This is a genomic window from Sphingomonas sp. KRR8 (assembly GCF_023559245.1).
In the GTDB taxonomy this organism is placed as follows: Bacteria; Pseudomonadota; Alphaproteobacteria; order Sphingomonadales; family Sphingomonadaceae; genus Sphingomicrobium.
The window spans coordinates 1,675,592-1,700,405 of the sequence record NZ_CP097462.1 but is presented as its reverse complement, the minus strand read 5'-3'; the positions used below and the strand labels follow the sequence as shown (position 1 = coordinate 1,700,405).

The window sequence follows — 24,814 nt, the reverse complement described above, 5'->3', positions numbered from 1 at the left end:
AAGCGGCAGGAGAAGGTGGATGGATCAGCCGAGCCCGACGGCCAAACTCCTGCGCGCACTTGGCGTCGCGGCGCTCCTTTCGGTCGGCATCTTCATCACCTGGCTGCTGATTAGCGATCGGCGGTCCCAGTCAACCGAAGCGCGCAGCAGCATATCGCAGGGGTGGGGTGGGCCGCAGGTGATTGCCGGTCCGGAACTCTCTATTCCCTTCAAGGTCACCTCGCCTGGCGCCACTGATGCCGACGGGCGAGCGATCACCGGGCCGGTCACGACCGAGCGACGCCTAGTGCTCGCGCCGGCCGGTGTGGACGCAGCCACTCGAATCTCGCCGGAACGGCGGGCCCGTTCGATCTATGAAGTGGTGGTCTATCGCGCGGAAACTCAGGGGCGCGCGACGTTTGCGCTGCCCAGCGACCTTGCGCGGCTCGGGGTTCCGGCGGGGGCACTCGAACTCGATCGTGCGGAACTGCGCTTTGGGGTGAGCGACCCGCGCGGGCTGACGGCCAATCCAGACGTTCGGGTGGCAGGGCGCCCGCTGCAACTTGGTCCGGGCGGTGGGACCAGCCTGGTGAACACCGGCTTCTACGCGCCGATCGATCTGACGCAGCTCAACCCGCGACGATTTTCCGTCGATTTCCGCTTCGCGCTTCGCGGCAACGAATCATTCGCGCTGGCTCCCCGGGCGGGGGACACCGCCTGGAAGGTCAACTCTCCCTGGTCCAACCCGAGCTTCACTGGCGGCTTCCTGCCGGAGCAGCGCACGGTCAACAAGGATGGTTTCGCCGCCAGCTATCGCATCGGCAACCTGGCGCTCGGCCGGTCGTTGTTGTTCGTGGAGGGCAGCGAGGCAGCCAAGCAGGGGTCTGATGAGGCTGCCCGCGCCGTCATCGACCTCATTCAGCCCGTCGATCTCTACAGTCAGGTAGACCGCGCCAGCAAATATGGCTTCCTTTTCATCGGCTTCACTTTCCTGGCCTTTCTGCTGTTCGACATCATCGGCGGCGTGAGGGTCGCGGCGATCGAGTATCTGCTCGCGGGAGCAGCATTGGTGCTGTTCTTCGTCCTGCTGCTGGCCTTCGCCGAGGTGATCGGTTTTGCCGCAGCCTATGTCCTGGCTGCCGGCGCCATCGCGGCCCTCAACAGCGCCTATTCGGCGGCTGTGCTGGGAAGCTGGCGGCGCGGCCTGGTGATCGGCGGGATTCTGGTGGCGCTCTATGCGGTGCTCTATGTGCTGCTCAGTCTTGAAGCGTTCGCCTTGCTGATCGGCGCGCTGCTCCTATTCACTGCGCTCGCGGGGACCATGTATGTCACCCGGCGGCTCGACTGGACCGGGCAGCAGCGTGGAGGAGCGACAGACGTTGGGCCCCCGCTTTGACCTCGGGGGCAAACGGGAATAGGCCGCGCCGCCTATGACCGATCCCGTACCCCCCAAGCGTATCTTCCCCGACGCCAAGGTCGACGCCGAGGCCGCCAGGCACATCCCGTCGTCACCGCAGACCGAGGACGGCGCCTACAAGCTGGCCTTTCAGGACAAGGACTTCCTGCTTCGGCCGGATCTCCGCCCGGTCCGCTTCCAGCTCGAGCTGTTGAAGCCCGAACTGCTGCTTGAAGAACAGAGGATCGGCTCGACCTTCGTCTTCTACGGTTCCGCTCGCGTGCCGGAGCCGGCCAAGGCGGATGCGATCCTCGCGGCAGCTCGAACGGACGAACAGCGGATGGTGGCCGAGCGACTCAAGGCCAAGTCGCGCTACTATGAAGTCGCGCGGGAGCTCGCGCGATTGGTCAGCCGCACGGAGCCCGACGAGGAAGGCAAGCGCCAGTTCGTGGTCTGCTCCGGTGGCGGGCCAAGCTTCATGGAAGCCGCGAACCGTGGTGCTGCGGACGAGGGCAAGGAGTCTATCGGGCTCAACATCGTACTTCCGCACGAGCAGCTGCCGAACCCCTACGTCACACCGCACCTCAGCTTCCAATTCCACTATTTCGCCCTTCGCAAGATGCACTTCCTCTTGCGTGCACGGGCGGTGGCCGTGTTCCCGGGCGGGTTCGGCACTTTCGACGAGATGTTCGAGCTGCTCACACTGATCCAAACCGGCAAGGTTCGGCCGCTGCCGATCCTGCTATACGGTCGCGAGTTCTGGAACCGGGTGGTCAACTTCGAAGCGCTGGTCGAGGAAGGCGTGATCAGCGCTCGCGACCTTGACCTCTTCACCTGGTGCGAGACGGCCGAGGAAGGCTGGGCCGCCGTGTGCGACCATTATGCGGAGGTCGAGCGGCGGGAAGCGGCGGAGTAAGCTCCGCCGCGTCGCTATTCGCGCTTAGCTGATTACTTGCCGGTCGTGGGGCTGGCCGGCTGGTTGGACTTCGGGCCGGTCAGCTTGGACGCGCCCTCGCCGCCGATGCCACCCTGTCCAGCCTTGGCGGCCTGCTGCTCATTGAGCACCGGCTCATCTTCGGCCTTCTGAGCACCGGCGGAAGCGGCTTCGGAGGCCGCCTTGTCGCCGGCAGCGCCGGGGGTCGAGGCAACCGCGCCGGGCCCGCCGGCCTTGGCACCTGCCGCTCCGGCCGCCGGAGCGGCAGGCATGGGCAGCGGAGCCGGGCTCTTGCTGTTGAGGAAGGCGATGACGTTGGCGCGCTCTTCGGGGTTCGAAAGACCAGCGAATGTCATCTTGGTGCCCGGGGCATACTTCTTCGGGCTGGTCAGCCACTGGTTCAGCTGACCCCAATCCCAATTGCCTCCCTTGCCGCTGAGCGCGGGCGACCAGGCGAAGCCACGGCCGGAACCGATCGGCTCACCCACGACATGGTAGAGGTTCGGGCCAAGGCCATTGGGCTGACCCTGCTCGATTGTGTGGCAGGCCTGGCACTTCTTGAACACTTCGGCGCCCTTGGCCGGATCGGCCTTGGCAAGGTAGAATTCGATCGGCTGCTCGGCTTCGGCGCCTGCTTCCGTGCTGACCACTCCCTCGATCGGATATCCCATCTTCTCGGGACGCTCGGAGTTGAAATACTCTCCGGCCAGCAGCGAGCCGCCCAAGGCGACGATACCAGCGCCGAGGACCCAGCCAGCGACGGTGTTATTGGTGTCCTTCATGGAGATGTCGTGTCCGAAAAGAGGGGAGTGAGAAAGATTGGCGCTCCTTTAGTGAGCACGTCGTCATCGTTCAAGCCGACAGCCAGTGGTCCAGCAGCGACCGGGCAATCGCGAAGTGTGGTGGCGGGATGAAAGTTGCTGTCTCGTCGCCACTCAAGGCCGCCGCCACTTCAGCCCGGCTGAACCAGCGGGCATCCTCCAGCTCGGTCGTGTCGACCGTGATTTGGTCATCGATGGCGCGCGCGATGCACCCGATCATCAGCGAGGAGGGGAAAGGCCATGGCTGACTGGACAGGTAGCGCACGTCGGTCACGGTGATGCCCGCTTCCTCGAACAGTTCACGGGCGACCGCCGCCTCGATCGTCTCACCCACCTCGAGAAAACCGGCCAGCGCCGAGTATCGGTTGGGCGGATATTGTGGCTGACGGCCGAGAAGCAGGCGATCGTCATGCTCGGCAAGCATGATCACGACCGGATCGACGCGGGGATAATGTTCAGCCTTGCAAGACGGGCATTGACGCGACCAGCCGCCACGAACGCTGTCGCTGAAGCTTCCGCAATTGGCGCAGAAACGGTGGCGGCGGTGCCAGCTTGCGAGAGACAGAGCAGCGGCGAAGAGCGGGGCTTCGTCGGCAGCGAGGTGGGCGAGCGCGTTGAAGCGGGCGCGAAGGTCACCTTCGAAGAACGGCGCCGGAGAGTAGCGCGGGGCGCCGTCGGCCAGTCCAAGGAAGAGGTCGGGGCTGGCGAGGGGCTGCCACTGGAGGCGTCCCTGAGGGTCGATGGCGGGGAGTCCGTCGGCCCAGACGAGCTCCAGTGCGGCCGGATCCGACTTGAGGCGCGCGAGCTCGTCGGGTTGGCCACGAAGCGCGTCGGCCCGATCCAGGCCCGAGCCAGCGAAAAAGGGTTCAGGCAGCAAGTCGTGGCTCCCGTTCGGCTGCAAGCGCGCATTCGATCGCGCGGCGATAAAGGGTCGGAAGGCCGGCGTCGGCTAGCCCCTTGAGCGCTTGCCACCAGCCTTCCTCGGTTGGCTCGGTGCGCGGCACGAGCATGAGGTCCAATGTGAAATGGGTAAATCCGTGGCGGTGGATTGCCAGCGGGTTCGCGGACGGCCGCTCGTCGCCCCACTCGGGACCGGGCAGCGCGGCCATTCCGCCGAGCAGGCCTTGGGCGGGGCGGCGAGTCAGCCACACATGATCGCCCTGCCTGATCCACCACGCGAGGCCGAAGCGATGCGGCCGTGCCTTTTTCAGCTTGCGGGCCGGGAAGGCATGGGCTGTCCCTAACTTGGCGGCGCGGCAATCATCTTTCAGAGGGCACGATTGGCACAGGGGTTGTCTTGGCCGGCAGATGGAGGCGCCCAGGTCCATGCAGGCCTGAGCGAAGTCGCCGGCGCGACCCGCTGGCCACCAGGTCCGGGCAGCTTCGGTGACCTCGGCACGGTCGGTCAGGCCGAACACCCTTGCGACGACCCGCTCGACATTGGTGTCGATCGGCACTGCGTCAGCTCCGAAGGCGATCGCGGCCACGGCGGCGGCGGTGTAGGCGCCAAGGCCCGGCAGTTGGCGCAGTTCGGCCTCGCTACCCGGAAATCCGCCGCGTTCTGCAATCACGCGGGCGCAAGAGATCAGGTTTCGAGCACGAGCATAGTAACCAAGGCCGGCCCACTCGGCCAGGATCTCTTCGTCCGATGCAGCGGCGAGCGCATCGACGGTTGGCCAACGTTCGAGAAAGCGAAGAAAGCGCGGCGTGACCGTGGCGACCGTGGTCTGCTGCAGCATGACCTCGCTCAGCCAGACCTTATAGGGCTCCTGCCGCGCCTGTCCGGGCGGCGCGCGCCAGGGCAGCACCCGCGCATGGTTCGAATAATGGTGGAGAAGTCGGTCCGCCGCCTTTGCGTGCATCGGGGCCCTATGGCATGAGCCGGAGCAATGGCGAAGCCCCCGTCTCCCAAGCCCAGATTGCCCAGGTCCGCCGAAGCGCCGCGGCAAAATCGTGCGCGCGCCGCGGGTGAGATGGTGGCGGCGATCGGAGGCATGGCATTCAAGCGTTTCGGCTTCGTCCAGGGTGCGGTGGTCAGCCGCTGGCCCGAGATCGTCGGCGAGCGCTACGCCAAGGTGTCGGCTCCGGAATCGATTCGCTTCCCGAGCGGGCGCAAGGATGGCGGCACGCTTACCTTGGTGGTTGAGGGCAGTCACGCGCCAGTGATGCAGCACCTCGCGCCGACCATCGTGGAGCGCGTCAATCGCTTCTTCGGTCATCCCGCCGTCGCCCGGGTGCAGTTTCGCCAGGGCCGTTTGCCCAAGGCCGAGCCGCGGCGGGCCGCCGCTCCGGCTCATTCGCCGCGTGAGCTTGGCCCGGGCCTGCGGGAGATCGTCGATCCCGAGTTGAAGGCGGTGCTGGAATCGCTCGCGGGCCGGCTCGACCCGACTGACCAGCCGTCCGTAACCGAGCGGCCAAATCCGCTTTCTATCTTCACCAACATCCCGAAGGTAAGCTGACCGACATGAAGAAGATCGCTCTGCTCGCGGCCGTCGCGCTGCTCGCCGGCTGCAACGGCGGCAAGGGTAACGACAGCGCCAAGGCCGACAATACGCCAATCACTCCGGTGGCGGCGCCGAATGGCGGCGACTGGACTCAGATGGTCACCAAAACGGCTGACGGCGGCATGCTGATGGGCAATCCTAATGCCAAGGTGAAGGTGGTCGAGTTCTCGTCCATGACCTGTCCCCACTGCGCCCACTTTGCCGAGAATGGTGCACCCAAGCTCATTTCCAATTATGTGAAAACAGGTCAGGTCGCGTTCGAATTCCGCAACTTCGTGCGCGATCCGCTGGACATCACGATGGCGCTGATCGCCCGCTGCAATGGAGCAGGTCCCCAGTTCTTCACGATGACGGACGCTCTGTTCAAGGAGCAGAAGGCGCTGTTCGAGCGGGTTCAGGCGGCGCCGCCCGCGGAGCTTCAGCAGCTCGCCAACCTGCCTCCGTCGCAGCAGTTCCAGCGCTATGCGACTTATGCCGGACTGCCGGCATTCGTCGCGCAGCGTGGCCTGCCTTCCGCCAAGACGGCGCAGTGCCTGGCGAACCAGGCGGAGACTGAGAAACTGGTGCAGATGAATAGCGACGCCGTTTCCAATTACCAGATCCAGGGCACGCCGACCTTCCTCATCAACAACAAGGTCGTCGACATGCCGGGCGTGGCCGAGGACAAGGTGTGGGAAACGCTGGAGCAGAGGATCAGGGACGCGCTGGCATAAGGCACAGCCAGCACCCGGGGGGGGTGAGGAATTGCGGTTTCGCCGGCTGAAACTCAGCGGCTTCAAGAGCTTCGTGGAACCGGCCGAGCTGCGCATCGAGCCGGGGCTGACGGGAATCGTCGGCCCGAACGGCTGCGGCAAGTCGAACCTGCTCGAGGCGATGCGCTGGGTAATGGGAGAGGGCAGCCCCAAGTCCCTGCGCGGCGGCGGCATGGAGGATGTCATCTTCGCCGGAACCGCCAGCCGTCCGGCGCGGGACTTCGCAGAGGTTTCCTTGCTGCTTGAAGGTTCGGATGGGCCCGAGCGCGAGGTGACCCGGCGGATCGAGCGCGGGGCGGGATCAGCCTATCGACTGGACGGACGCGACGTTCGGCAAAAGGACGTCTCGCTGCTGTTCGCCGACGCCGCCACTGGTGCGCACTCTCCAGCGCTGGTCAGCCAGGGACGCATCGGCGCGATCATCGCCGCCAAGCCGACCGAGCGGCGGCAGATGCTGGAAGAGGCGGCCGGCATTGCCGGGCTCCACGCACGCCGCAAGGATGCCGAGCAGAAGCTCAGGGCGACCGAGACCAACCTGCAGCGGCTGGATGAGCTGCTTTCAGACCAAGAGACGAGGATCGCCGCGCTCAAGCGCCAAGCGCGAGTGGCCGAGCGCTATCGCCAGCTTACCGATCGCATCCGCCTCGCCGAAGGTCGCCTAATCTACCAGCGCTGGGCCGAAGCCGACCGGGCCGCGACTGTGGCCGCGGCGGAAGCAAAGGCAGCGCAGGAGGAAGTGCAGACGCTCTCCGCGGCGCTGACCCGCGCTCAGGAGGCGCAGGCGGCCGGCGCGGCGGAGGTCGCCCGGCGACGCGCGTCGGCGGCGGAGGTGCGCGAAGCGGCGCAGGCGCTGGCGCACCAGCTGGCGACCGCGCGGGCTCGGATCGACACGGCGAAGCGCCGCCTGGCCGAACTGGAACGTCTGCAGGCCCAGCTCGCGGTTGAGCAGGCGCGCGAGCAGGCCCTGCAGGACGACGCCGACGTGGCTGGCCGGGCACTTGCCGACGAGCAAAAGGCAATTGCCGACCGGCTGGCAAACGGTGAGGCGGAGGCGGTGCGCATCGCGCGCGCCTTGGCCGAGGCGGAGGGGAAGGCGCGGGCCTCGGAAGCCCAGCTCGCCGGCTTGCTGGCGCGGGAGGCAGCGATGAGGGCGGAGCGGAGCGTCGCCGAGGCTGCGCTCAACGCCGCCCGGTCTCATTCCGCCCGGATCGAGGAGGAGGGGCGCCGGCTTGCGGCTCAACTCCAGGCGTTGGGTGATGGCGCCAGCGAACAGGTGAGGCGGAACGAAGCGCAGGAGCAGCGCCGCACAGCGATTGCCGCACAGGCGGAAAGCGAATCGGCTCTTGCCGTCGCCGAGCAGCAGCGGGCGCACGCTGCCGAGCAGCGCGACGTCGCTGAGGCAGAGGTCGCGGCGGCCCGGGCGGCGTTGGCCGCTGCCGAAGCCGAGCAGCAGGCCCTGACACGCGCGCTTTCGAGTGGCGGCGGAACAGGCGTGCTCGCGGCGGTGCGGGCGGGCAGCGGCTACGAGCGGGCGCTTGCGGCAGCACTTGGCGACGACCTTGACGCGCCGCTCGGCAGCCAGGGCAGTCGCGGTTGGGCAGGCGCCGCCATCGGCGACGACGATCCGGCGCTGCCCCCCGCAAGCGAATGCCTGGCCAATCATGTTGCCGCCCCGCCCGAGCTGCAGCGGCGGCTGCGGCAGGTAGCCGTGGTCGATGAGGATGATGGGCGCTCGCTGGCGGTGGGCCAGCGGCTAGTCACCCGCGCGGGACATCTACGGCGGTGGGACGGGTTCGTCGCCAGCGGCTCGGGCGCCGCCGCGGCGGAGCGGCTGGTGCGGCAAAACCGCTTGGCCGAGCTCGCCAATCAGCTGGCGCCCATGCGTGAGGCCCTCGCTGCAGCCGAGGATCGGCGGAGGAGCCTTCTGGACGCACTCGCGAGCAGCCGTGTCGCCGCAGACCAGGCGCGCACGGCCATCAGCATTGCCGAGCGGCAGGCGCGTGAGGCGAGCCGAGCCGAGGACGTCGCGCTCGCCGCCCTTGAGCGGCTCGCCAGCCAGCGGGAGATGCTGGAGGAGAGGATCAGCGAAACCGAACCGGTCCGGGCAGCGGCACTGGCCGCGGTTGCTCAGGCCAGCGAGGCTCTGGCCGCGCTGCCAGACGCAGGGCTGCTCGCCGGCGAGATCGTGGCTTCGCGAGCGCTGGCGGCGGCGGACGGATCCGCCGTGGCGGACCGCCGTGCGGAACAAGCGACCCTTGCCCAAACGGCGGCAGCGGACCGGGAGCGGCAAGCGGCCGCCGCGCGTGAACAGCGCGCTTGGGCAGAGCGCGGCGAAGCTGCTGCTTTGCGGATTGCGGACGCCGCTGCGCGTGCGTTGGCGCTGGCCGACGAATATGCGGCGCTACTCCCTGAACCAGATGTCCTCGCTCAGGGGATCGCGCTGCTGGAACAGCAGAGCCGGGAAAGTGAGGGCCGGGTTTCCGCGGCGCTGGTGGCTGAGCGGGAAGCGGAGCAGGCGCTGTCAGCACTCGGCCAAGCGTTCGCGCAGGCCAACGAGGCGATGGCCGGCGCGCGCGAGCGCCGCGCCGGGGCCGACGCCAGGGCGGAAGCACAAGTCGCCCGCCGGATCGAATACGGCCGGGTCTGCGGCGAGAAGTTCGAATGCCCGCCACCGTTGCTGCCGGCCAAGCTCGGCTTCGATGCCGGTGCACTTACCGACGCGACGGAAGAATCGAACATGCTCGAACGCCTGACCGCGGAGCGCGAGAGGCTTGGGCCGGTCAACCTTGTTGCGGAGCAGGAACTGGCCGAGCTCGACCAGGCGCGCACCCAGGGCGCGGCCGAGCGCGATGAGCTGCAGGAGGCGATCAACCGCCTGCGCGGTTCGATTGGCAGCCTCAATCGCGAAGGTCGCGTGCGGCTGCTTGCCGCCTACGAACAGGTCGACCGTCATTTCCGAAGCCTTTTCACGACCCTCTTTGACGGCGGGCAGGCCCATCTTGAGCTGATCGACAGCGACGATCCGCTGGAAGCAGGTCTGGAAATCATGGCTCAGCCGCCAGGCAAGAAACTGACCGCCCTGACGCTGTTGTCGGGCGGCGAGCAGGCGCTGACGGCGGTGGCCCTGATCTTCGCCTTGTTCCTGACCAACCCGGCGCCGATCTGCGTGCTGGACGAAGTCGATGCGCCGCTGGACGACGCCAATGTCGAGCGCTTCTGCGACCTGCTGGTGCGGATGACGCAAGAGACCGAAACGCGTTATCTGATTGTCACGCACAATGCGGTAACGATGAGCCGAATGCACCGTCTTTACGGAGTGACCATGGTCGAGAAGGGCGTCAGTCGGCTGGTGTCGGTCGATCTGGGCAGCGCGGAGACGCTGCTGGCAGCGGAATGAACGCTCCGTTCGTCCCAACTCACCCGCCGCGCGGGCGCGGGCCCGTTGCGACCTGGCGGGGGTTTCTCGGCGAGCGCGCGAGGACCGCGGTCTACGGCTGGTCAGAGGCGATGTTCGAGCGGCCTTATTACCAGCGTGAGATCCTCAAGCTGCGTGTCCATGTGCTGATGGATCCGCCGCTGGTCGAGCATGTTTTGCTGACCAATCAGGCCAATTACGTGAAGCCGTCGTTGGCCAAGGTGCTGCTCGGCCCGGTGATCGGAATGGGCCTTCTGACCGCGGACGGCAGCCTTTGGCGTGAACAGCGCAAGATCGTCGCCGCAAGCTTCTCGCCCGGCTCGGTGGAGAAGGTACGGCCGTTCTTCGGAGCCGCGTCCGAATCCGCGATGACCGGCTGGCAGGATGGAGAGATTCGCAACATCGCAGTGGACGCCACGCGGGCGACCATGCTGATCATTGCCGAGACCCTGTTCAGCGCCGATCCGCGGCTGGTCAGCGAGACTGCCCTCCGGCACATTGCGGCGGCTCTCGACGGGATCTCGGGACCACGCCTTCAGGCGCTGCTTGGGCTCCCGATGGTACCAGTCACTCCCAAGGGAAGAGCCGCATCTCGAGGGAGGGAATACCTCCGGCGGACACTCTCGGCCCTAGTAGACGAACGGCTGGATCAGGATCATCCAGGCGACGATTTTCTGGGTGGCGTCATCGCTGCGCTGATCGGCAAGTTTGGGCCAGAACAGGGGCGCGAACTGGCGATCGACAATGCGGCGACCTTCTACCTCGCAGGTCATGAGACCACCGCCAATGCACTGGCATGGACGCTCTACCTTCTGTCCGAGCAGCAGCAGGTGCAGGACGCGCTTGCGGCCGAGGCGCGCGCCGCTCTGGATGGCGGAGCGTTTGACGGTCAGCCCGTTATGTCGGCGCTGCCCAAGCTCCATGCGGTGCTCCAGGAATCGCTGCGCCTTTACCCGCCCGCGCCGCGCTTCGACCGGCAGGCTGCGGCTGCCGACGTGCTGCCGAATGGCGAGGCCGTGAAGCCCGGCGATATCGTTTCGATCTGGCCGTGGCTTATTCACCGCAGCAAGCGGTTGTGGGAACATCCGGATGTGTTTGACCCGGAGCGGTTCGGGCCGGAGCGGCCGAAGCCGGGGCGCTACCAATATCTGCCATTCGGAGCTGGCCCCCGCATCTGCGTGGGTGCGCAATTCGCCACTGCCGAAGCGTTGACCGTGCTTGCCCACTGGCTGGCCCGGTGGCGCTTCGTCTCGCTGGGCCGACCGGTGGAGGTCACCGGTATGGTCACCATGCGGCCCCGCGGCGGGCTGACGCTAAAGGTTGAGCGGCGAAATCGATAGTAGCCCCCCAATTGATAATGATTATCGATAACAGATTTGGATCTGTTGCGAACGATTTTCATTAGCGTTAGGCGGTCCCTTCGAAACCGAAGCATATCGCCCTAGGGGACCTGACTTGCTGACTATCCGTGACGCGCTGCTTGGCGCCTCGCTCCTGCCTGTTCTTGGCAGTCCAGCCATCGCGGCCGACAAGGCCGGATCTGCCGTCGCTGCGTTGACCGAGAGAGAAAACTTGGAGCAGCCCACCGTCACGGTGACCGGCAAGCGCGAGGAATATGGCGTCAGTGCAACCAGCACAGCGACCCGCACGAATACGCTGCTCCGCAACGTCCCGCAGGCTATCTCCGTCGTCAGCCAGGCGCAGATCGAGGATCAGTCCCTGCGCTCGGTGGCCGACCTGCTGATGTTCGTACCGGGTGCCAGTCCAAACAGCGGCGAAAGCAACCGCGACCAGCTCACGCTTCGCGGCAACAACACGACGGCGGACTTCTTTGTCGACGGGCTGCGGGACGATGCGCAGTATTTTCGCGACTTCTACAATCTCGACCGTGTCGAGGTGCTCAAAGGTCCGAATGCCATGATCTTCGGCCGCGGCGGCGGCGGGGGGATCATCAACCGCGTCACTAAGCGCGCCTCTTTCGGCGATCATCGCCAAGTCATCGTGAGCCGTGACAGCTGGGGCGGTACGCGCGGTACTGGAGATGTGGACGCGCGGCTTGCGGGCGGGCTCGGTCTGCGGGTCAACACCGTCTATGAGAAGGGCCGGAGCTTCCGTGATTTCACCGGCCTGAAGCGCTACGGGATCAACCCGACGGTCGGCATTCTGGCCGGGCAAGACACTAGGGTCGACCTATCCTACGAATATTTTCACGACCGCCGAACTGCTGACCGCGGTGTGCCGTCGCTGTCAGGCCGGCCGCTGACCGGCTTCACCCGCACCTTCTTCGGGGACCCGAACGACTCCCATGCGGACGCCGACGTGCGGATCGCGACCCTCGGCGTGGAGCACCGTTTCAACGATGCGCTGACCCTGAGAAATCGCACGCTGATCGGTCGCTACGACAAGTTTTACCAGAACGTCTACGCGTCCGGAGCGGTTAATACGGCAGCACAGACTGTAGCGCTGGGAGCCTATAACAGCCGCAATGACCGCCGAAATCTGATCAGCCAGACCGACCTGATCTGGACGGGCACTCTGGCCGGCATGGATCAGACCGTGCTGGTCGGAGTCGAGCTGTCGGGGCAGAAGAGCCGCAACCAGCGGCTGACAGGCAGGTTCGCCACTGTGGCTGAGGGCCGGGTCTTACTGTCTGAGCCCACGGTCGATCGCGCGGTCACTTACGTTCGCTCCGGCACTGACGCCGACAACCGCACGCGAGCGTCGGTAGCAGCGGGCTATGTCCAAACTCAATTGCGTCCGTCGGATTGGCTCGAGATCGTCGCTGGCCTTCGCTTCGATCGCTTCAAGCTGACCGTTAGCGACATCAGTCCGGTCGTCCCCATCCGCAGCCGCTCCGACAATCTGCTCTCGCCAAGGCTGGGATTGGTGCTCAAGCCCCGCCGCAACCTGTCAGTATATGGCAGCTACTCGCGCTCTTACTTGCCACAGTCCGGAGACCAGTTCAGCGCGCTGAGCCAGAACACCGCCGCTCTGAAGCCGGAGCGTTTCATCAATCTGGAGGTCGGCAGCAAGTGGGAACCGGGTAACGGCCTGCTCGCGACGTTGGCGCTTTATCGGCTCGACCGCAGCAACACCCAGTCGGCCAATCCCGACCCGTCCCTACCGCCACTGCTGACCGGCGCCACCCGCACGCGCGGACTGGAGATTGGGCTGGAACGCAGCATCAGTGCGCGCTGGCAGGTGTCAGCCGGTTATGCGCTGCAGCATTCGGTGATCCGCCGCACCACCTCGGCCGCCCCCGCCGGACGGACGGTACCGCTCGTGCCGAAGCATTCGTTGTCGCTGTGGAGCAAATATCAGGTCACGCGCCCGTTCGCGGCAGGGCTGGGGCTGATCTCCCGCTCCAGGAGCTACACGTCGATCAGCAACCTGGTCGCGCTGCCGGCCTACACCCGACTGGACGGAGCGCTCTATTACAAGCTGGCACCCGGCTTCGAGGCGCAGCTCAACGTCGAAAATCTTCTCAATAAGGATTACTTTCCGACCGCGAATAACGACAACAACATCAGCCCGGGCGCACCGCGCAACGTGCGCTTGACGCTTCGCGCGGGGTTTTAGCCGGCCAGTTCCTCGCTCCGTGCCTTGATCCGCTGCAGGTCCTCGACGAACCGGGCGCGTTCTTCGGCTCGGCGATCGGCTTCCGGAATACGAAGCAGGAAGCTGGGGTGTACCGTCACCCAACATTCGCTCCCGTCGGCGAGGGTCAGCGGCCCCTCGCGTGCGCGGCTGATGGTCAGCGTCTTTCCGGTCAGCGAGCGTGCTGCCGTGGCGCCCAGCGCAACAGTAAGCGGCGGCCGGATGAGCGCACGCTCCTGCTCCTGCCACCAGCGGCACGCGTCGATCTCGGCCGTGTCGGGTTTGGAGTGAATGCGCTTCTTGCCCCGAAGCACGAACTTGAAGTGCTTCACGGCGTTGGTCACGTAGGTCTGGGTCCGATCGATGCCCGCCTTTTCAAGCGCGGCGTCGAACAGCTGCCCGGCCGGGCCTACGAAGGGGCGACCGGCCAGGTCTTCCTGATCACCCGGCTGCTCACCCACGAACAGGATACGAGCGTCGAGCGGGCCCTCTCCGAAGACCGTCTGCGTGCCGCACTTGTACAAGTCGCATCGCGTACATGACCGGGCTTCGGCCATCAGCGCTTCCCAGCTTGCCCGCAGATTGTCGCCGGGTTCCAGTGCTCGTTCTGCGGACGCCGCCGCCTTTGCACCCTCGCTTGCCACCGACCGTTCGATCATCTCCAGCTCCCGTGCCCGTGCGCCCGCGATCAACGGGCCAACGAGCGACGTCTCCGGCATGTTGCGCCAATACTTCTTGGGCATTTCCTTGAGCATGGCCTTCGTCTTGAGCCGGGCTGGGTTGAAGATGCTGGCGTAGTAGGTCCGCCAGGTCTCCTCCAGCGGATCGCCCTTTGGCGCGTCCGCCCGGTTTGCGCCGGGCCCCTCGGTCAGGGTCTCGACTGCCGGGTCCCAATGGATCGTCAGCTCGGGCGTCAGGATCGACCAGCGCATGCTTGCAAAGCGTCGCACGAAGAAGCCAGCCTCCCGCCGGACGATGTGATGGTCCGGCTCGAAGAAGGCGACGAAACGGGTGCCGCCCTCCTCCGGCACTTCGCGAAAGCGGACGAACGCGTGCATCTTGTGCGCATCGCGACGGACTTCCTTGGCGAGCTGCTCCAGCCGATCAACCAGCGGATCGGCCCGATCCTCCAGTGCCCGGCGGTTGCCCTTGAGCTTCCACAGCAGCGCATAGAGCAACGCGAAACGCTGCGGATCGGAGTGGCAGACGGCGGCCTTGGCGAGATCGATGAAGGACTTGGGCACCGAGAACATCGGCTTACCGCCGCCGCCCGGCGGCAGGACGCCTTCGCTGCCGAACAATTCGCCATCGTCGCCGGCGACCTGCCAGACAACGCTCATCGGCGGGACGCCGGCCCCGATCAGCTCGCGCGCCGCCTCACGCCAGCCGTCGAAATCGTCGGGATGGTCAAGCGTGATCTTGAGCGGATCGATCTGCGGGCCGTCGGGCAACAGCACGCCCGCCTTACCGCTGGCGCCGTGGCGCGGGTCGAACAGGTCGGCGCTGTTCCCGTGGCGGCCGTTCGCGTCGCTCACGCGGCGAACAATTCCAGTTGCTTAACCTTGGGCGCGACCAGGCTGCGCAGATCGGCGCGGTCGGTCAGCAGGGTGGGGCTCCAGTCGGTGGTGACAATGAACGGGCGAATCTTGGCGATGCTGACTGTCAGCCGGGCGACATCGTCGAGGGTGAAGCGGCGGAAGCGACGCGAGCGGATGAGGCGGTCGACCGCCTTGGTGCCGAGCCCGGGGATGCGCAGGAGCTGCTCGCGGGGGGCGCGGTTGACATCGACCGGGAAATTCTCGCGGAACTTGAGCGCCCAGGCGAGCTTGGGGTCGATGTCGAGCGGTAGCATGCCGTCGTCGCCCGCCGCCTGGACAACCTCGGCGGGCCTGAACCCGTAGAAGCGCATCAGCCAGTCCGACTGATAAAGCCGATGCTCGCGCATCAGCGGCGGGCGCTGGAGCGGCAGCACCGCGCTGGCGTCCGGAATGGGCGAGAAGGCGGAGTAGTACACGCGGCGAAGCGAGAAGCGGTCGTAGAGGGTCGAGGCCTTGGTGACGATGTCGCCGTCGGTGGCCGCGTCGGCGCCGACGATCATCTGGGTCGACTGCCCTGCCGGCGCGAAGTTTGGTGCCGACTTGTACTTCTTGCGCGCGTCCTTGCCATCCTCGATCGCACCCTTCATCCCGAGCATCGCGCTTTCGATCTGCGGGGCGCTCTTCTCCGGCGCGAGCTTTTCGAGTCCCGAGACGGTCGGCAGCTCGACGTTGATCGAGATGCGGTCGGCATGAAGCCCCGCGAGGCGCACCAGCTCAGGGTCGGCGTCGGGGATAGTCTTTAGGTGGATGTAGCCGCGAAAGTCGTGGTCCTCGCGGAGCGAGCGGGCCACCTCGACCAGTTGCTCCATCGTGTAGTTGGAGGACTTGATGATGCCCGAGGAGAGGAACAGCCCCTCGATATAGTTTCGCTTGTAGAAAGCGAGGGTGAGCTGGACCACCTCCTGCGCGGTGAAGCGCGCGCGGCGGACGTTCGAGCTCTTGCGATTGATGCAATAATGGCAGTCGAAAATGCAGCTGTTGGTCAGCAGGATCTTGAGCAGCGAGATGCAGCGACCGTCGGGCGCATAGGCGTGGCAAATGCCCATCCCCTCCGTGGAGCCGAGTCCCTTGCCGTCGCGACTGTCACGCTTGGAGGTGCCTGACGAGGCGCAACTTGCGTCATATTTGGCGGCGTCCGCAAGGATCGCCAACTTCTCGCGGGTGTCGAGTTGCGCCATGATGTTCGGTATATGTTCTTATCTGGGGGCCGGCAAGCTTTTCCGGTGATTTGAGCAGCTTAGGTCAGACCGGCAAGTGCTGGCGGGCCTTGGCTGCGACCTCCTCGACCGGCACCTCGTGGATGACCCGGTAGCGCGCCTCGATCAGGCTGAAGCAGCCAAACAGGGCGAGGCCGACGCCGACGATCACGTCCCACGGCGAGGTCAGCCAAGCGAGCGCCTCCTGCATCCCGCCGGCTTCGGCGGCGCGACTGTCCATCCCGGCGCGGTAGAGGAAATAGCCGCTGATCAGGAAGACGATGCCGCGGGCGAGATAGCCGCCGCGCCCGGTCCAGCGGACCCACGGAGCGGACCTGACGCCGCCGCCGAGCCGCTCGCAGAACTTGCAGCGATAGGCGTTGACGAATTGGGCGACCCCGACGCCGACCAGCACCGCGCCGCCGATCAGCAGCATCCAGGCGCCGCCGGGGAGGTCCATCGCGACCTTGGCGCCCTGCTCGGCGCCGCTGAGGTCATGGCCGCGCACGCCGCGCAGCAAGCGAATCGCCTGCCAGGCGAAGGCGAGGTGGACGGCACCGCTGAACCCCGCCGCGGCGCGTGGTCCCCAGCCTTTGCGGCCGGGCTTGTGGCCTTCGATGTTGAGCAGGGCATCGCTGAGCCGCCAGACACCGTAGGCGACGAAGCCGGCGATCATCACCAGCAGCAGCCACTTGGCCCGCCCGGTCGAGAGGTAGTGGAGCGCGCCGCTGGGGTCCGCGGCGCGGCCGACGGCGATGATCAGCCAGGCGATCACCAGATACATGACGCCGCGCGCGGCAAAGCCGAAGCGGGTCAGCAGGGTAAGGGTCGCGCTGGGGTCGGTCGGCATCAGTGGTCGGCTCCTGTCGCGGGTCAAACCGCAGCCCGCCCCCCTTCGTTCCGCCTGCCGAACGGCTGCGCTTAGGCCGGCTCCGCCCGGTGGGTGCCGGCGCGCTGGGGAAGGAGCCAGAGCAGCGCCACGATCAGCACCAGCAGGATCAGCGAGGCCAAGGGACGGCTGATCTCAAGCCCGCCCTTGGCGACCGGCTTGTCGAACCAGTCGCCGATGGTGGCGCCGAGCGGGCGGGTGAGGATGAAGGCCGCCCAGAAAAGGATGGCGCGGGGGAGCCGGGTGGCGAACCACAGGACTGCTACCAGCACGATGGCGGCGCCGAAGATCAGCGCTCCGCCGGCGTAACCGGGGCCGCTGTCTGCGACCCAGTCGCCGAGAGCGGTGCCGAGCGTCTGGGAGAAGGTGATGGTGATCCAGTAAAACAGCTCCTGCCCCCGGCTGACGATGTCGTCGGCGGCGATCCGGCCGAGTGTCAGCCGCCAAGCGGCGAGGCTGGCGAGGACCAGCGCGAACAGCAGCAGCGAGCCGCCCAGATAGCCAAGTCCGATCGAGCGGGTGGCGAAGTCGGCCAGGGTGGTGCCGAAGGTGGTTGAGGCAATAATCGCCGCCCAGTAGAGCGCAGGGTGGAAACGACGGGCGCGGATCTGCGCGGCGACCAGCAGCAGCAATGGGATGCCGAAGATCAGCGTCCCGATGAGGTAGCCGCTAACCGCGGCCGCCGCAGCGTCGGGAGTGGTCTCGCCCAGCCAGGTCATGGTGACCGTGTCGCCGGCGGTTTCGCCGAGCGTAGTGGCGAGAATCTTGACCAGCCAGAAGCCGAGCGTGATCGCCGGGACCTTGGCGAGGACGTCGCCGACCGAAGTCGACGGCTCGGCCGTGCTCAACGCGGCGGCGGAGAGTCGGCCGCGTCCTGCTCCGCCCGCTCGGCCCGGGCCTGATCGATCATCTTCTGCAGGCAGCCGTTCTGGCCGCCCGGGCCGATAGCGTCGCAGGTGGCGACGCCGGTGCGGGTCGCGACCTCGAAGCTACGCGCCCGGTTCGCCCATGCCTGGCGGCTCTGCCGTGAACCGCCATTCCGCAGCCGCTCGGGAATGCGGAAACGCTCCGTCTCGGGCTTGCGAGCGCAGACCACTACCTCGCTGTCGGTCGAGCGCGGACAGGGATCGTTGCCGTAGACGATGATCTCGGCGATCTTGCGCCCGGTGTCGCTGCTGTCCTGAGCCTGCGCCGGTGCGAAGGCGAAGCCGGCAAGGGCAGCGGCGGTGATGATCGGCTTGAGCATTAGACTAGTCCTTTCATCGCTCCAACGGGCGGACCGTCAGATGCGTTTCGAAATTTCGATCGCCGCGCGGCAGACACCGCGGATGGCGAAGGTGAGCAGGGGGTAAGCGGGCGCGTTCATCGCCCCGGCTTCGCGGGCAGTCTCGCGATGGGCGACCTCGTCGGCCTGGAAGTCGCGGATGTCGGCGCTGAGTTCGGGATCATCGTCACCCAGCTGTTCCAGCTGCTCGGCATAGTGGCGGTCTATCTCGGTCTCGACGGCGTCGGTACAGGCCATCGCCGCTTCCTCGGAGATGAGAGCGGTGACCGCGCCAAGCGCGAAGCCGCCGACATGCCACAGCGGCTGGAGCAGGGTAGGTCGGACCCGCCGCTCTGCCATCAGCTGGTTAAAGCGGGCGAGATGACGCTCTTCCTGCCCCGCCATGTGCGTGACCAGGTGGGCGGCTGGCGAGGAGCCGCGCAGCACCGCCAGTTGCCCGGCATAGATGCGGGTCGCGCCATATTCGCCGGCCTGGTCGACCCGCAACATGGACGCGCGATCGACCTTGCGGTCGCCTGGGCGCCAGCGGTGAGAGGTCAGCGGCGCTTCAGCGTCAGCCATGCGATCGCTCCGGCAGCGGAAAGGGAGATGATGGCGTTCCAGGCGGCCATCGACAGCCCCAGGAAGGCCCATTGCACCTGGTCGCAACGGACCAGCGGCGTGCGAAGAATGTCCTGCAGGCTGCGGGCGCCGGTGGCGGTGCAGGTGGTGAAGCCCTCCCACCAGCGGGCCTCGACGCCAGCGTGGTAGACGCCGATGGCGCCCGAGGCGGCGATCCCGAGCGCGGCGAGCAGCAGCAAGGGACGGCGTGCCGACGGAAGCAGCAGCCCCAGCGTTGCCGCTGTCAGCCCGGCGAAGTGGCCGTAGCGCTGCCACCAGCACATCTCGCACGGATGCAGGCCGCCAAAGATCTGCGAGCCGTAAGCGCCGGCGAGAAGCCCGGCGGGCACCAGCAGCGCCAACCACAGCGCTCGATCAAGGGAGCGCTTCTGAAGCTCGCTCATGCCAAGGCTTCCGGTGTGCGCGTCCATTCGCAGGCGCCTAGCGGGATCGCACAGGAGCGCCGCCCGACGCCACCCGCTGCGTGGTCGCCGTCCCCAGCCGCTTCAGCGTCTGCAGCGCATAATAGAGCTGGAAATCCTTGACTCCACGCTTTTCGAGTTCGGCCTTGGTCAGGCTGAACCGCGGATCGGGCGCATTGTCGCGCTCGAGCAATTTGTCCTCGACGTTCGCCTGAGCGATCAGGTGACGGCGAAGATCGGCCTCGCGCACGACGCGGCGGTCCTTGTAGTCTTCGTCAGTCAGCTGGGGAACGACGATGTCGGGCGTGATCCCGCCCGCCTGCACCGAGCGGCCGGATGGCGTGTAATAGCGAGCCGTGGTCAGCCGAAGCGCGCTGTCCTGGCCAAGCTGGATGACGCTTTGCACCGAACCCTTGCCGAAGCTCTGCTCACCCATCACCAGTGCCCGGCGCTGATCCTGTAGCGCACCGGCGACGATCTCCGCCGCCGACGCCGAGCCGGCGTCCACCAGCACGATGACCGGACGCCCGTGCGCCATGTCGCCCGGCTTGGCATAGAAGCGCTCGATATCGTCCTTGGCGCGACCGCGCTCGGACACGATCTCCCCGCGTTCAAGGAAGGCGTCGGAAACCTGGATGGCCTGATCGAGCAGCCCACCTGGATTGGAGCGCAGGTCAACAACGTAACCGAGCGGCTTGCCGCCGGTCGCCTTGTCGATGGCGGTGAGCGCGGCTTCGGTTTCGGAGCCGACGTTGCCCGAGAAGGTGTTGATGTTGATGACGCCCACGCCATCGCGGACTTCCCACTTGACGGGGCGGAGCACGATCCGCTCACGGGTCAGGGTCACGTCGAAGGGCTTGTCACGCCCGGGACGAACAATGGTCAGCTTTATCGTGCTGCCGGGCGGGCCCCGCATCTTGTCCACGGCCTCGTCGAGCTTCAGCCCGTAGAGCAGCTCGCCATTGATATGCGTGATATAGTCGCCGGCCTTGAGACCCGCACGCGCCGCGGGCGTGTCTTCGGTCGGGGCGATCACCTTTACGGTGTCGTCCTCCATCGTGACCGACAGGCCCAGCCCACCGTAATTGCCATCCGTGGTGGTTTTCAGCTGCTGAAAGTCCGCGCCTTCCATGTAGCTGCTGTGCGGGTCGAGCGAGGCGAGCATTCCGTCGATCGCGCCCTTGATCAGCGTGTGATCGTCGACCTTGTCGACATAGTTGGCGCGCACCCGCTCAAAGACCCCCATGAAGGTCTCCAGCTCCTTGTAGGTGTCGACATCCGCCGCCGCGACGGTCGAGGTGGTCAGCGGCACCAGCGCAAGCGCGCCGACCAGAGCGAGAGGCGGAAGAAGCTTGGCGAGCATGCGCGAATCCTTGTGGGCCATTCGCCCACTCCTAGCTGGGTTGTCTGTCCTTTGACAGCAAGGGAGATGAACCGGCGATGAGGGCCGCCGGCTGTGGCTGGCCATTCCGGCTGAGCTCCACCGTGACGTTGCCGAGGCTGCGGCCGAGCGGATCGCCGGCCGACAATCGGGTGCCGCGAGGCACGGTGGTGCGCACCTCCGTCAGCAAGGTCATCCAGCCACCGCCGTGGTCCAGCACCAGCACCGACAGATGGCGCCTGAACGGACCGGCGTAGACGACGGTACCGGCGGCGGGCATCACCACCGGTGCACCGGCAGGGGTGGCGATGGTCAAGCCGCGCGCACGAACCCCACTGGCGCTGACCTCGCCCATGCCGCCGACGATGGGGCCGGTGAGCGGTAATTGCCAGGCAAAGCTGCTGGCAGGAGTGCCGCCGGCCGACGGGCTGGGTCGCGAGGGCGCAGAGTCAAACCTGGCAAGTTCAGCGGCCGTGCGCCGGGCCTGCTGCTGCACCGCCGCGCGCTCGGCCGCCGTGTCGGCGGCGGCATCTCGCGCAAGTGCAACGTCACCGGCACCCAGCACCGCGCCACCTAGTTCGGCGAGGCGGTGATTGAGCCGACTTTCAAGAGCCGCGAAGCGCTGCTGACGGGCGGCCAGTTCCTGCTGCTGGCGCTCCGCCGCCAGCCTTGCACCGTCCGCCCGCGCGGCCTGGCCCCGGCTGGCGTCGAGTTCGGTACGAAGGCCGGCAGTGCGGGCCTGAACCACCGGCAGAGTGGTGTCGATCAGCGCGCGAAGGTGGACGATGTCGGCGACCGAGTTGCCCGACGCGAGCGAGAGAAGCGGCGGGCGGCGGCTGTATTGCGCCAGCCCGGCCAGCAGCAGGGCAGCAGGGCGCTGTTCTGCATAGAGACGGGCGCGGGTCGCCTCCAGCCGCTGCTTTGCCGCCGCGGCCTGATAGCGGGCCACGGCAAGCTGCGCCTCGGCGGCGATGATGCCTTGCGCGGCCGCCGCCTGCTCGGCTTGGAGTCGCGCCTGCGTTCCGCCGGCTGCCTTGATCAGCGCTTCGAGTCGCTGCTGCTCACGAGTGGCGGCCGCGGCATCGGCCCGCGCGGCGGTCAGCGGATCCGCCGCCGACAGCACGGCGGGAGTTGCCAGCAGCAGGGTCATGACCCGAAGGAAGCGCATCAGCCTAGCCTTCCCGATGGTAGGGGTGGTTGGCAAGGATGGAGGTGGCCCGGAATAGCTGCTCTGCCAGCATCGCCCGTGCGAGCAGATGCGGCCAGGTCGCCGCGCCAAAGCTTAGCAGCAGGTCCGCGCCGCGGCGAAGGGTCTCGTCATGCCCGTCGGCAGCCCCGATCAGGAAGCGCGCTTCCCGCTTGCCGTCGTCCCGCCATCGCTCAAGCTGGCGGGCGAATGAAAGTGAGGGCAGTGCCTCGCCGCGCTCATCAAGCAGAATGGTGACGATGTTCGGCGGTACCGGCGGCATCGTTCCGCCACGATCGGGCAATTCCGTTAGCCGGGTCGGCCAGCTGATGCGCTTCAGATAACGGTCGACCAGCTCCGCCTCGGGCGAACGGCCGATCTTGCCGCGCGCAATGATGTGGAGAAGCAAGGCGCGGCTTTACGCGCCCGCGGCCTGCCGTGGCTGCTCGTCGCCAAAGGCCCACATCCGCTCCAGATTATAGAAGGAGCGGACCTCGGGCCGGAACAGGTGAACGATCACGTCGTCGGCGTCGATCAGCACCCAGTCGGCTGCGGGCAGACCTTCGATCCGGACCAACCGGCCATAGCGTTGCTTCAGCTTGTCGGCGAGCTTGTTGGCCATGGAGGCGACCTGCCGGGTCGAGCGACCGGACGCGATCACCATGTGATCGGCGATGCTGGACTTGCCAGCCAATGGAATGGTGACGACGTCCACCGCCTGGTCGTCGTCGAGGGACTCCAGCACGCTGCGGTGAAGCTCATCGACGGACGGAACCGTCTTAACGCTGTCGTCGGCCAAGAAATCTCCTGTTGCTCTTGATTGGTGCAACGTCCGAGCCCCGGCCATTGTTGCCGGAGCCTTCATAGTGGTGCCAGTCGGGTTTGCGCGCGCGAAGAGCGGTGGCCGATGTCCTGTCGGGCGGAAGCGACAAGAAAACGATTGCCGGTGCACTCCAACGCGTCCACGCATTCGCCTGGCTGCTGGGCCGGACGAAGCGCCGCAGCCAACCCATCGCGCGGTTCGCGCGGGCATCGGCACCATAGCCCGGGCGGGAGAGCACGGCAATCGGCAGCATCGCGGCCAACCGCCGCCAGTCCTTCCACTGGTGGAATTGCGCCACAGTATCTTCGCCCATGAGCCAGACGAAGCGGTCGCTGGAATAGCGGCGGAGAAGAAGTTGCAGGGTGTCGACGGTATAGCGCGTGCCCGCCCGCCGTTCGAAATCGCTCACGCGAATTCGGCTGGCGCGAGCGAGCCGGCGCGCTGAGGCAAACCGCGCTTCATAAGGCGCCATTCCAGCCTTTGGCTTGAGCGGATTGCCCGGTGAGACCAGCCACCAAACCTCGTCCAGACCGAGGATCGCCGCGGCAGCAAGGCTCATTCGGCGATGACCGTGATGCGCAGGATTGAAGCTCCCGCCGAGAAGGCCGATGCGCCGCATGGATGCGGGGGCTAGCAGCCCGGCGCAGGCTCTGCCACTCTGCCCGGGGGATGAGCGCATGAACGTTGTCGAGAGGATCGCCGGCAGCAGGCCGGGCAAGCAGCGGCCAACGACCTGCCTCAATTGCGCCGCGCCGCTCACCGGGCCTTATTGCGCGCAATGCGGACAGAAGGGCGAGGTCCACCGCAGCATCCGTGCCTTTCTGGCCGACTTCGTCGCCGGCATGGTCAATTTTGAAGGCCGACTGTGGCACACGCTGCCGCTGCTCGCCTGGAAGCCTGGGGAACTCACCCGGCGCTATGTCGACGGCCAGCGCGCGCGCTTCGTCTCGCCGATTGGTCTTTACCTGTTCACGGTCTTCCTGATGTTTGCGGTGCTCGGCTTCACCGGCAGTCTCGATCATCTGACCATCAACAAGGGCTTCGACCAAGCGCTGACCAACAACCGCCAGGAATTAGCGAAGCTCCAGCAGCAAAGGGAAAATGCCGGCAAGCAGGGGCGGGGCCTCGCCATTTACGATCGGAAGATCAAGGAAACGCAGGCTGAAATCGCGGAACTTGAGCAGGTACAAAGCGGCGCGCTCTTTCAGAGCGACCCCGGTGACTCGAAGAAGGTGCCGCCATGGTTGCGCGATGTGATCAAGCGGGTGGCCTCGGACCCGCGAGGTGCGGCTCGGGGCGTTCAGGATGCCGCATCGAAGTACAGCTGGCTGCTCATTCCCTTGTCGGTGCCCGTCATGCGGCTGCTGTTTCCGCTACGCCGCCGCCGCCTCTACGACCACACGGTGTTCGTCACTTACTCGCTGTCGTTCATGATGTTTCTGGTGATCGCCGGCGGGCTACTGGTGCTGGCCGGTGCGGGTTCTGCGGTGGGCTGGCTGGCGCTGATCCCGCCGTGGCACCTCTACCGCCAAATGCGCGGCGCTTATCAACTTGGGCGGCTGGACGCGGCGTTTCGAACGTTCCTGCTACTTAATCTGGCGTCGATCGTGCTGGTCCTCTGGACAGTTGCTATCGCGGCGCTTGGTCTCCTCGAGTAATCAGCAGGGGTAGTTGCGCACAAGGATGGCATGCATCGCCTGCTTGATATTCATCCGCCGCAGTTCCGCTTCGCCAATCCGGTGCAGCCCATCGAGCAGCTCCTGTGGGCCGAGCACCTTGCGGTCGGGCGTGCAGTAGGCAAGCGGCCCGCCGGCGCGCTTGCTCGCGTCATGTTCCGCCTTGAGCTCGTCTCCCGCCGCCTCCGCCTCTGTTTGCAGTTGCTTGAGGTCGCTTGAGAACAACGCCAGCGGACCGCGGCGCTTCAGCGCGTCCGCGTGGGCGAGGAATACGGCAGCGTTCATGCGTGGCACGGCGTTCGCCGGAACGCTCAAGCCAGCAAGGATCAGTGCCAGTGCGAGCAGGCTCTGACGCACTCG

Annotated in this window: 24 protein-coding genes; 8 read left to right on the top strand and 16 right to left on the bottom strand. The window is 66.5% G+C overall.

Features of this window, described 5'->3' with window-relative positions; all coding sequences use genetic code 11:
• Window positions 1-19 precede the first annotated feature (19 nt).
• Window positions 20-1,375: a cell envelope integrity protein CreD gene (gene creD / locus M8312_RS08535; RefSeq protein WP_250117291.1), complete on the top strand. Its 1,356-nt coding sequence runs from the start codon at window positions 20-22 to the stop codon at window positions 1,373-1,375.
• A 34-nt stretch (window positions 1,376-1,409) separates the two neighbouring features.
• Window positions 1,410-2,291 carry an LOG family protein gene (locus M8312_RS08530; protein WP_250117290.1) on the top strand — a complete coding sequence of 294 codons (882 nt, stop codon included), beginning with the start codon at window positions 1,410-1,412 and terminating at the stop codon, window positions 2,289-2,291.
• A 32-nt stretch (window positions 2,292-2,323) separates the two neighbouring features.
• On the opposite strand, the gene M8312_RS08525 is transcribed toward M8312_RS08530, so the two are convergent.
• The 3 genes from M8312_RS08525 to M8312_RS08515 all read right to left on the bottom strand — a co-directional run bounded on the left by M8312_RS08525 (window position 2,324) and on the right by M8312_RS08515 (window position 4,992).
• Window positions 2,324-3,091 carry a c-type cytochrome gene (locus tag M8312_RS08525; RefSeq protein ID WP_250117289.1) on the bottom strand — a complete coding sequence of 256 codons (768 nt, stop codon included), beginning with the start codon at window positions 3,089-3,091 and terminating at the stop codon, window positions 2,324-2,326.
• A gap of 70 nt (window positions 3,092-3,161) precedes the next feature.
• Window positions 3,162-4,007 (bottom strand): NAD(+) diphosphatase, encoded by an 846-nt coding sequence (gene nudC / locus M8312_RS08520; protein WP_349773278.1) that lies wholly within the window; start codon window positions 4,005-4,007, stop codon window positions 3,162-3,164.
• A complete protein-coding gene (locus M8312_RS08515) occupies window positions 3,997-4,992 on the bottom strand; it encodes an A/G-specific adenine glycosylase (protein WP_250117288.1) in 996 nt (331 codons plus the stop codon). Before M8312_RS08515 ends, nudC begins: the two co-directional genes overlap by 11 nt.
• Window positions 4,993-5,124: 132 nt before the next feature.
• Between M8312_RS08515 and M8312_RS08510 the strand changes: the two genes are divergently transcribed.
• The 5 genes from M8312_RS08510 to M8312_RS08490 all read left to right on the top strand — a co-directional run bounded on the left by M8312_RS08510 (window position 5,125) and on the right by M8312_RS08490 (window position 13,380).
• The gene (locus M8312_RS08510; RefSeq protein WP_349773277.1) at window positions 5,125-5,589 is read left to right on the top strand and encodes a DUF721 domain-containing protein; all 465 of its coding nucleotides are present in this window, start codon (window positions 5,125-5,127) and stop codon (window positions 5,587-5,589) included.
• 5 nt (window positions 5,590-5,594) lie between these two features.
• Window positions 5,595-6,347, top strand: coding sequence for a DsbA family protein (locus tag M8312_RS08505; RefSeq protein WP_250117286.1), 753 nt, complete (start codon window positions 5,595-5,597; stop codon window positions 6,345-6,347).
• A 31-nt stretch (window positions 6,348-6,378) separates the two neighbouring features.
• Window positions 6,379-9,783: a chromosome segregation protein SMC gene (gene smc, locus M8312_RS08500; RefSeq protein WP_250117285.1), complete on the top strand. Its 3,405-nt coding sequence runs from the start codon at window positions 6,379-6,381 to the stop codon at window positions 9,781-9,783.
• Entirely contained in the window at window positions 9,780-11,141 is a 1,362-nt protein-coding gene (locus M8312_RS08495; RefSeq protein ID WP_250117284.1) for a cytochrome P450, read from the top strand. The genes smc and M8312_RS08495 overlap by 4 nt, the downstream gene beginning before the upstream one ends.
• A gap of 115 nt (window positions 11,142-11,256) precedes the next feature.
• Window positions 11,257-13,380: a TonB-dependent receptor gene (locus M8312_RS08490; protein WP_250117283.1), complete on the top strand. Its 2,124-nt coding sequence runs from the start codon at window positions 11,257-11,259 to the stop codon at window positions 13,378-13,380.
• On the opposite strand, the gene M8312_RS08485 is transcribed toward M8312_RS08490, so the two are convergent.
• From M8312_RS08485 to M8312_RS08430, 12 genes are all read right to left on the bottom strand, one after another.
• Window positions 13,377-14,816, bottom strand: coding sequence for a UdgX family uracil-DNA binding protein (locus M8312_RS08485; protein ID WP_250119744.1), 1,440 nt, complete (start codon window positions 14,814-14,816; stop codon window positions 13,377-13,379). The genes M8312_RS08490 and M8312_RS08485 overlap by 4 nt on opposite strands.
• Window positions 14,817-14,929: 113 nt before the next feature.
• Complete coding sequence (locus M8312_RS08480; protein ID WP_250117282.1) at window positions 14,930-16,174, bottom strand: putative DNA modification/repair radical SAM protein; 1,245 nt, start codon at window positions 16,172-16,174, stop codon at window positions 14,930-14,932.
• A gap of 64 nt (window positions 16,175-16,238) precedes the next feature.
• Window positions 16,239-17,042, bottom strand: coding sequence for a DUF1206 domain-containing protein (locus M8312_RS08475; RefSeq protein ID WP_250117281.1), 804 nt, complete (start codon window positions 17,040-17,042; stop codon window positions 16,239-16,241).
• 71 nt (window positions 17,043-17,113) lie between these two features.
• Entirely contained in the window at window positions 17,114-17,929 is an 816-nt protein-coding gene (locus tag M8312_RS08470; protein ID WP_250117280.1) for a COG4705 family protein, read from the bottom strand.
• Window positions 17,926-18,327, bottom strand: coding sequence for a hypothetical protein (locus M8312_RS08465; RefSeq protein ID WP_250117279.1), 402 nt, complete (start codon window positions 18,325-18,327; stop codon window positions 17,926-17,928). Before M8312_RS08465 ends, M8312_RS08470 begins: the two co-directional genes overlap by 4 nt.
• A gap of 36 nt (window positions 18,328-18,363) precedes the next feature.
• Complete coding sequence (locus M8312_RS08460; RefSeq protein ID WP_250117278.1) at window positions 18,364-18,927, bottom strand: demethoxyubiquinone hydroxylase family protein; 564 nt, start codon at window positions 18,925-18,927, stop codon at window positions 18,364-18,366.
• On the bottom strand, window positions 18,903-19,397 hold the full coding sequence (locus M8312_RS08455; RefSeq protein ID WP_250117277.1) for a disulfide bond formation protein B: 495 nt from the start codon (window positions 19,395-19,397) through the stop codon (window positions 18,903-18,905). The genes M8312_RS08460 and M8312_RS08455 overlap by 25 nt, the downstream gene beginning before the upstream one ends.
• A 10-nt stretch (window positions 19,398-19,407) precedes the next feature.
• Entirely contained in the window at window positions 19,408-20,751 is a 1,344-nt protein-coding gene (locus M8312_RS08450; protein WP_250119743.1) for a S41 family peptidase, read from the bottom strand.
• A 31-nt stretch (window positions 20,752-20,782) separates the two neighbouring features.
• Window positions 20,783-21,937: a murein hydrolase activator EnvC family protein gene (locus tag M8312_RS08445; RefSeq protein WP_250117276.1), complete on the bottom strand. Its 1,155-nt coding sequence runs from the start codon at window positions 21,935-21,937 to the stop codon at window positions 20,783-20,785.
• Window positions 21,938-21,941: 4 nt separating this feature from the next.
• Window positions 21,942-22,364 carry a 23S rRNA (pseudouridine(1915)-N(3))-methyltransferase RlmH gene (locus M8312_RS08440; protein WP_250117275.1) on the bottom strand — a complete coding sequence of 141 codons (423 nt, stop codon included), beginning with the start codon at window positions 22,362-22,364 and terminating at the stop codon, window positions 21,942-21,944.
• Window positions 22,365-22,373: 9 nt separating this feature from the next.
• A complete protein-coding gene (rsfS, locus tag M8312_RS08435; protein WP_250117274.1) occupies window positions 22,374-22,754 on the bottom strand; it encodes a ribosome silencing factor in 381 nt (126 codons plus the stop codon).
• Window positions 22,735-23,397, bottom strand: a complete 663-nt coding sequence (locus tag M8312_RS08430) for a nicotinate-nucleotide adenylyltransferase (RefSeq protein ID WP_250117273.1) — start codon at window positions 23,395-23,397, stop codon at window positions 22,735-22,737. The genes rsfS and M8312_RS08430 overlap by 20 nt, the downstream gene beginning before the upstream one ends.
• Window positions 23,398-23,455: 58 nt before the next feature.
• On the opposite strand from M8312_RS08430, the gene M8312_RS08425 reads away from it, so the two are divergent.
• Window positions 23,456-24,436 (top strand): DUF3667 domain-containing protein, encoded by a 981-nt coding sequence (locus M8312_RS08425; RefSeq protein WP_250117272.1) that lies wholly within the window; start codon window positions 23,456-23,458, stop codon window positions 24,434-24,436.
• On the opposite strand, the gene M8312_RS08420 is transcribed toward M8312_RS08425, so the two are convergent.
• A complete protein-coding gene (locus M8312_RS08420) occupies window positions 24,437-24,811 on the bottom strand; it encodes a hypothetical protein (RefSeq protein WP_250117271.1) in 375 nt (124 codons plus the stop codon).
• Between the last annotated feature and the right edge of the window lie 3 nt (window positions 24,812-24,814).